Source organism: Xanthomonas sp. SHU 199, from assembly GCF_000364665.1.
Classification (GTDB): domain Bacteria; phylum Pseudomonadota; class Gammaproteobacteria; order Xanthomonadales; family Xanthomonadaceae; genus Xanthomonas_A; species Xanthomonas_A sontii.
In genome coordinates, this window is record NZ_AQOI01000716.1 from 1 (window position 1) to 7,847 (window position 7,847).

At 70.6% G+C, this 7,847-nt stretch carries 5 protein-coding genes and 1 pseudogene; 4 read left to right on the forward strand and 2 right to left on the reverse strand.

From position 1 onward, the window contains the following. Positions 1-2,662 (forward strand): M16 family metallopeptidase (locus D183_RS0120085; protein WP_017910578.1); only part of this gene is annotated, 2,662 nt, incomplete at its 5' end. A 264-nt stretch (positions 2,663-2,926) separates the two neighbouring features. Further along, on the forward strand, positions 2,927-3,706 hold the full coding sequence (locus tag D183_RS0120090; RefSeq protein ID WP_017910579.1) for a DUF72 domain-containing protein: 780 nt from the start codon (positions 2,927-2,929) through the stop codon (positions 3,704-3,706). Positions 3,707-3,962: 256 nt separating this feature from the next. Here D183_RS0120090 and D183_RS0120095 read toward each other — a convergent pair whose 3' ends face one another. After that, entirely contained in the window at positions 3,963-4,319 is a 357-nt protein-coding gene (locus tag D183_RS0120095; protein WP_232757330.1) for a hypothetical protein, read from the reverse strand. A 332-nt stretch (positions 4,320-4,651) separates the two neighbouring features. Between D183_RS0120095 and D183_RS0120100 the strand changes: the two genes are divergently transcribed. Together D183_RS0120100 and treA are read left to right on the forward strand one after the other, a co-directional pair. Further along, a complete protein-coding gene (locus tag D183_RS0120100; protein WP_017910581.1) occupies positions 4,652-5,578 on the forward strand; it encodes a GAF domain-containing protein in 927 nt (308 codons plus the stop codon). 378 nt (positions 5,579-5,956) lie between these two features. After that, positions 5,957-7,651, forward strand: a complete 1,695-nt coding sequence (gene treA / locus D183_RS0120105) for an alpha,alpha-trehalase TreA (protein ID WP_017910582.1) — start codon at positions 5,957-5,959, stop codon at positions 7,649-7,651. 73 nt (positions 7,652-7,724) lie between these two features. Here the strand turns inward: treA and D183_RS27075 are convergent. Continuing rightward, positions 7,725-7,847, reverse strand: a pseudogene (locus D183_RS27075) (lytic transglycosylase domain-containing protein); the annotation flags it as partial.

Below are 7,847 nucleotides of genomic sequence, written 5' to 3' on the forward strand. Positions count from 1 at the left end.
GGGCGACGAGCCGGCCGGCAAGACCGGCTTCGCGCACCTGTTCGAGCACCTGATGTTCTCCGGCTCGGAGAACCACAAGGGCACCTACTTCCAGCCGTTCGAGAAGGTCGGCGCCACCGACATGAACGGCACCACCTGGTTCGACCGCACCAACTACTTCGAGACCGTGCCGACCACCGCGCTGGACACCGCGCTGTGGATGGAATCGGACCGCATGGGCCACCTGCTCGGCGCGATCGGCCAGAAAGAACTGGACACCCAGCGCGGCGTGGTCCAGAACGAGAAGCGCCAGGGCCAGAACCGCCCCTACGGCCGCGTCGACGAGAACATCCTGGCCAACATCTTCCCGGCCAACCACCCGTACCAGCACGACACCATCGGCTCGATGGCCGACCTCGACGCGGCCTCGCTGGACGACGTCAAGCAGTGGTTCCACGACAACTACGGCGCCGCCAACACCACCCTGGTGCTGGCCGGCGACATCACCGTGGCGCAGGCCAAGGCCAAGGCCGAGCAGTACTTCGGCGACATCCCCGCCGGCCGCCCGGTGCCGCGCCAGCAGCCGTGGATCACCCCGCTGGCCAAGCAGACCCGCGGCGTGCAGCACGACCACGTCGCGCAGCCGCGCATCTACCGCACCTGGGTGGCGCCGCAACTGGGCACCGACGACGCGGTGCTGCTGGACCTGGCCACCACCGTACTCGGCGGCGGCAAGACCAGCCGCCTGTACCAGCGCCTGGTCTACCGCGACAAGCTGGCCGACGACGTCTCCGCCGGCCTGCAGTCGTTCGCGCTGGCCAGCCAGCTGCAGATCACCGCCGACGTGAAGGAAGGCGTGGACCCGGCCAAGGTCGAGGCCGCCATCGCCGACGAACTGCAGAAGTTCCTCGCCGAAGGCCCCACCGCCGACGAACTGCAGCGCGCGCAGGTCGGCTACCGCGCCGGCTTCGTGCGCGGCCTGGAGAAGGTCGGCGGCTTCGGCGGCAAGGCCACGGTACTGGCCGAGGGCCAGGTCTACCGCAACGATCCGGGCGCCTACAAGAAGGACCTTGAGCGCGCGCAGGACGCCACCGTCGCCAGCGTGCGCAAGGCCGCCGACACCTGGTTCGGCAAGGGCGACTACCTGCTGACCGTGCTGCCGGCGCCGGAAGGCTTCGATCCGGCGGCCGAGGACAAGGCGGTCAAGCCGCTGCCGGCGGCCCCGGGCAAGCCCGCGCCGAAGGTGCCGGCCAAGAGCAACTACAGCGTCGGCAAGTCGCAGGTGGACCGCGCGGCCGGCGTGCCGGAGACCAGCCAGTTCCCGAGCCTGAGCTTCCCGCAGCTGCAGCGCGGCAAGCTCAAGAACGGCATCGAGGTGGTGCTGGCCGAGCGCCACACCATCCCGGTCACGCAGATCCAGATGCTGTTCGATGCCGGTTACGCGACCGACCGCGGCAGCAAGCTCGGCACCGCCAACTTCACCGCGGCGCTGATGAACGAGAGCACCCGCAACCTGGATTCGGTGGACGTGGCGCAGCGCCGCCAGCGCCTGGGCGCGATGACCAGCGTGTCCTGCGAACTGGACAGCTGCGACGCCTCGCTCAACGCGCTCAACGACCAGTTGGCGCCGTCGCTGGAGCTGTTCGCCGACATCGTGCGCAACCCGGCGTTCAAGGCCGACGACATCGAGCGCATCCGCGGCCAGTGGCTGGCCTCGATCGCGCAGGAGAAGACCCAGCCGCAGGGCCTGGCGCTGCGCACCCTGCCGCCGCTGCTGTACGGCCCCACCCATCCGTACGGCGTGCCGCTCACCGGCACCGGCACCGAGGCGGCGATCAAGAGCCTGACCGCGGGCGATCTGAGCGCGTTCCAGAACAACTGGCTGCGTCCGGACAACGTGCGCATCCTGGTCGCCGGCGATACCACCCTGGCCAAGATCATCCCGCAGCTGGATGCCGCGTTCGGCGACTGGCAGGCCCCGGCCGGCAAGCGCCCGACCAAGAGCCTGCCGCAGGTGGCCGCGCAGCCCAAGCCGCGCGTGTTCCTGATCAACCGCGACGACGCCCCGCAGTCGCTGATCCTGGCCGGCCTGCTGGCGCCCTCGACCAAGGCGCCGAACAACCTGGCGATCGGCGTGGCCAACGGCGCCTTCGGCGGCACCTTCACCTCGCGACTGAACATGAACCTGCGCGAGGACAAGCGCTGGGCCTACGGCGCCAACAGCTTCATGATCGACGCGATCGGCCAGCGCCCGTTCCTGTTCTTCGCCCCGGTGCAGACCGACAAGACCGCCGAATCGGCCGCCGAGATCCTCAAGGAAGCCAAGGCCGTGGTCGGCGACAAGCCGCTGACCGCCGCCGAGATCGCCAAGATCAAGGAACAGCGCGTGCGCGCCCTGCCGGGCAGCTTCGAGACCACCGGTGCGGTGCTCGGCGCGATGGAAGGCATCGTCCAGTACGGCCGCCCGGACGACTACGTGCAGACGCTGAAGACGCGCCTGGAAGCGGTCGACCAGCCGGCGGCGGAAGCGGCGATCAAGGAGATCGTGGCGCCGCAGGCGATGACCTGGGTGATCGTCGGCGACCTCAAGCAGATCGAAGCGCCGGTGCGTGCGCTGAAGCTGGGCGAGGTGCAGGTGCTGGACAGCGACGGCCAGCCGGTCAAGGCGAAGGCCAAGCCGTAACGCCGCACACGCATGGCGGGGCTGCCCCGCCATGCGCCATGCGCCGACGCCAGCATGGGGCGTCGGCGCCATCGCAACGCATCGCCCTCGCGCGATGCGACATGCGACGACAGTGAGTGAACGCGCAGGCTGCAGGCATCGACCTTCCCTGGCATGCGCGCGGGTCACGCATGGATCGCCAAGGCGGCGCGCCGCGCCTGTCCTTCACGGCGCCTGGTCGCAACGCTTGGTATCCGACAGGCCTGCCCTCGCCTGCCCTCGCCGATGCCGACCGCTTTTCCCCGCCGCGGCACCACTCCTCGCATCCGCATCGGCTGCGCCGGCTGGTCGATCGCCAGCACGCAGCGCGGCCTGGTCGGCGACGGCGCCAGCCAGTTGGCGCGCTATGCCACCCGCTTCGACGCGGTCGAGATCAATTCCACGTTCTACCGCGCCCACTGCGCCAGCACCTACCAGCGCTGGGCAGACAGCGTGCCGACGGAGTTCCGCTTTTCGGCCAAACTGCCACGCACCATCACCCACGACGCGCGCCTGTCCCGCGTCGGGCCGCTGCTGCAGACCTTCCTCGACGAGGTCGGCCATCTCGGCGACAGGCTCGGCTGCCTGCTGGTGCAGCTGCCGCCGAGCCTGGCCTTCGATGCACGCACCGCCGCCACCTTCTTCGCGATGCTGCGGCGCCACTGGCACCGCGGCATCGCCTGCGAACCGCGCCACATCAGCTGGTTCGACGCACGCGCCGAGGCGCTGTGGCAGCGCCACCACATCGCGCGCGTGGCCACCGACCCGGCCCTGACTGCCAGCGCTGCGCAACCGGCAGGTGCGGCGGCGCCGGCCTACTGGCGCTGGCACGGCGCGCCGCGCCTCTACTACAGCGCCTACGCCGACGACACGCTGCGCGGCCTGACCGAGCGCGTCGTCGCCGCCACGCCACGCACGGGCGAAACCTGGGTGATCTTCGACAACACCGCGCTCGGCCACGCCCTCGACAACGCCGCCACGCTGCAGACGCAGCTGCGCGCGCTCGGCGTCGGTGCCGCCGGCTGATCGCCATGTCCCGCCGATTCCCGCGATATGCCGGACACGCCCCGCTCCTGCAACTGGAGCCAGCCCCTGGTTCACCGCCCTTGTAGAAGCAACTTCGGGCGCGACCTCACGAGCGTGTCGACGTCACGCTTCGCTTGGCACGCTCATCCGCACCAAAGATATGCCGCGCCCCGGCATGGTCTGCTTCAAGATCGTCGCGGGACCGCGTCAGCATGCATGCGCCGGCGGCAACCACCGTGCTGCCCAATCGCCACGTTCAGTGAAAGCTCACCGTGCGAACGTCTTCGCCGTCGCCCCAGCGCGTGCAGGCGCCGGCCCCTTCGATCCAGACCGGCTTCCCGGCCATGTAGGCGGACAGCAGCATCGCCAGCTGCGCCTTTCCGGTATCGGAGGCCTCGTCCTTGATCATGTAGTACGTGGTGTTCGCCGCGCAGGCCGGACGCTGCGTCGGTGTGCCATTGATCACGACGTAGTGCACGCCGTCGGTCGCACGGACCGACAGGTCCTTGATGGTGCCGGTCACGCTGCTGGCAGACGCAGCCCCAGGCAACAGCGAGAGTGCGAGCAGGAAAGCGAGGCAGGTGCGGAAACGGCGCGTGTCGGGTAGAGCCATGGGAATCGTCCTTGCGAAGTGGCGGCGCACTCCCTTGCAGAAGGAGTACAGGCGGACCATGCGGCAGCCACCGTGCAAACCGGCATCGCAGATCGCTGCATGCGTGATGCACCGTGGGCTACCGGGATGGCAGAGCGAAACGCGGCGCATCCTATCACGGCGATTTGACCTTCCTTTGCACAACGCACGCCCACCATCGGCGCTGATTGCTCGTGCGCGGCAAAAGACTCGAGCGTGCACCACGTCACGCTTGTGCGCTTGTCCACGCGACGTCGCCACGCCCTGCGGTATGGTGCTGCGCCTCGCGATCCGCGCCAGACCCGACGCCGCCCATGACCGATGAAGCCCAGCGCCAGCGTGTCCTCGACAGCTACCACATCGTCGACAGCCTGCCCGAGGACGCCTACCAGGACATCGTGCAGATCGCCGCCGCCCTGTGCGACACCCCGATCGCGCTGCTGTCGCTGGTGGATCGCGACCGGCAATGGTTCAAGGCGCGGATGGGCCTGGAGGTGCCGCAGACCGAGCGCAGCCAGGCGGTGTGCGACCACGCGATCCGTGAGCCCAAGCAACTGATGGAAGTGCCCGACCTCGCCGACGACCCCCGGTTCGCCGACATCTCCGTGGTCCGCGGCGACATCGGCGCGCGCTTCTATGCCGGCATGCCGCTGGTGACCGACGAGGGCATCGCCTTGGGCACCGTGTGCGTGCTGGACACCACGCCGCGCGAACTCAAGGACGCCCAGCGCGACGGCCTGCGCGCGCTGGCGCGCACGGCCATGCGCCTGCTCGACGCGCGCCGGGATGCGCTGCAGCGTCAACGCGAGGCGCTCCTGCAAGCGCACCCGGTTGGCGACAACACGGACTCCGGCACCGGCGGCCGCTACCGGGTGGTGATCCTAGAAGTGCAGGAACTGGCCGCGCTGGCCGAGCGGCAGAGCGAACGCCTGCTGGGCAGCAGCCTGCAGCAACTCGACCGCACCCTGGCCAGCTACGTGCAGGACGACGGCGCCGCCGACAGTGTGGACCGGGCGACCGACAGCGCGGAATTCATCGTCATGCTGCACGGCGCCGACGCCGAGCAGAAGCTGCGCGGCCTGCGCGAGATCGCCGCGCGGCAGCAGGCGCTCGGGCTGACCGTGCTGGTCGGCGACGCCCAGGCCACGCGGGCGGACGAGCCGATCGGGCAGGTGTTCCTGCGCGCCGAGGCCGCGCTCAGCGCGGAGAAGGACCGCCAGCGACCGCAGCAGTCGGCCTGACCTGCGGGCGGATCGCCGACCGGCGACCGCCGGCGCACGTGGCGCGCTGCCGCCCCAGCTCCCTGATCGGCAGCGGGCAAGCACCTACGCGCACCGGCCTTGGCGGCGCGCTGAACGCCCAGCCGCCCCGCTCTGGGCGAGCGGCGCCAACCATTCTGCAGATGACGTGCTCCGGCTGACCCGGCGACGAGCAGCCACGCCGCCCCAGCGGCCCCGTTCTTGCATGCCCCCAGGCGTTGTGGTCCCTCACCGGTACGAGCCGGGCGGCGCGCGGCCGCCAGGGCAGGATCGGGTGGGCCACGCACCGGATCCGGCCGCGCGCCCCCGTCTCCGCTTCGGTCGTTTACCATGCCGCACGCATCCTGCTCTGGACCCGACATGAGCCATGCCGCTCCTCCCTGTTGCACCCCGCTGCTGAGCCTGTCGCTCGGCCTGTTGCTGGGCACCGCCGACACCGCCATGGCGGAGGCCGCGCCCGCGACCACGCTGACCGCGCCGGCACCGCCGCCGCAGACGCCCGACCTGGCCTACCCGGAACTGTTCCAGGCGGTGCAGCAGCAGGAGTTGTTCGACGACCAGAAGCACTTCGTCGACGCGTTGCCGCTGCGCGACCCGGCACTGATCAACGCCGACTATCTGGCGCAGCGCCAGCAGCCGGGCTTCGACCTGCGCCGTTTCGTCGCCGCCAACTTCGAGGAATCCGGCCCGGTGCAGACCGAGGCGATCCGCCAGGACACCGGCCTGCGCGAGCACATCGACGCGCTGTGGCCGCTGCTGGTGCGCCGCCAGGTCGACGTGCCGGCCTACAGCAGCCTGCTGTCGCTGCCGCACCCCTACGTGGTGCCGGGCGGGCGCTTCCGCGAGGTCTACTACTGGGATTCCTACTTCACCATGCTCGGCCTGGTGGAGAGCGGCGAGCACGAACGCAGCCGGCAGATGCTGGACAACTTCGCCTACCTGATCGACACCTACGGGCACATCCCCAACGGCAACCGCACCTACTACCTGAGCCGCTCGCAGCCGCCGTTCTTCTCGCACATGGTGCAGTTGCAAGCCAAGGTGGAGGGCGATGCCGCCTACGCGCGCTACCTGCCGCAGTTGCAGAAGGAATACGCGTACTGGATGGAAGGCGCGCAGACCCTGGCCCCGGGCAGCGCGCATGCGCACGTGGTGCGGCTGGCCGACGGCAGCCTGCTCAACCGCTATTGGGACGCCCGCGACACGCCGCGCCCGGAAGCCTGGCTGCACGACGTGCGCACCGCCGCCGAGGCCAAGGACCGCCCCGCCGCCGAGGTCTACCGCGACCTGCGCGCCGGCGCCGAGAGTGGCTGGGACTATTCCAGCCGCTGGCTCGGCGACCGCAAGACCCTGGCCAGCATCCGCACCACCGCCATCGTCCCGGTCGACCTGAACAGCCTGCTCTACCACCTGGAGAGCACCCTGGCCCTGGCCTGCGCCAAGAACCCCGGCGCGGCCGGCTGCGATACCGACTACGCGGCCCTGGCCAGCGCGCGCAAGACCGCGATCGACAAGCACCTGTGGAGCGATGCCGGCTACTACGCCGACTACGACTGGCAGCAGCGCCGGCTGCGCGACCAGGTCACCGCCGCGGCGCTGTACCCGCTGTTCGTCGGGGTCGCCTCGCCGGCACGGGCCAAGCGCAGCGCCGACACCGTGCAGGCGCAGTTGCTGCGCCCCGGCGGCGTGGCGACCACGCGCCTGCACACCGGCCAGCAGTGGGACGAACCCAACGGCTGGGCGCCGCTGCAGTGGATCGCCGTGGACGGCCTGCGCCGCTACAGCCAGGACGCGCTGGCGCAGCGCATCGGCAGCCGCTTCCTGGCGCGGGTGCAGGCGCTGTTCGCGCAGCAGCACAAGCTGGTGGAGAAGTACGGCGTGGACGCGCAGGCCAAGGGCGGCGGCGGCGGCGAGTACGCGCTGCAGGACGGCTTCGGCTGGACCAATGGCGTGACCCTGTTGCTGCTGGATCTGTATGCGGCGCCGGCCGCGGCGCCGACAGCGCCACACGCGCAAGCGACGACCGAAGCCGAGGCGGAGGCCGTCGCGCTCTGAGCCGCCGCGGGCGGCACCGCGGCCACGCCGCGTCCGCCTGCGCCCCCGTCGACGCCGGCGGTGGGCGCCACCGCTATCGCGCAGGCGTCTCCACGGCCATCCCCATCGCGAGGCGGTAGCGCTGGTACAGCGCCATCACCTTGTCGATGTACGCGCGGGTCTCCGCGTACGGCGGCACGCCGCCGTAGCGCGCCAC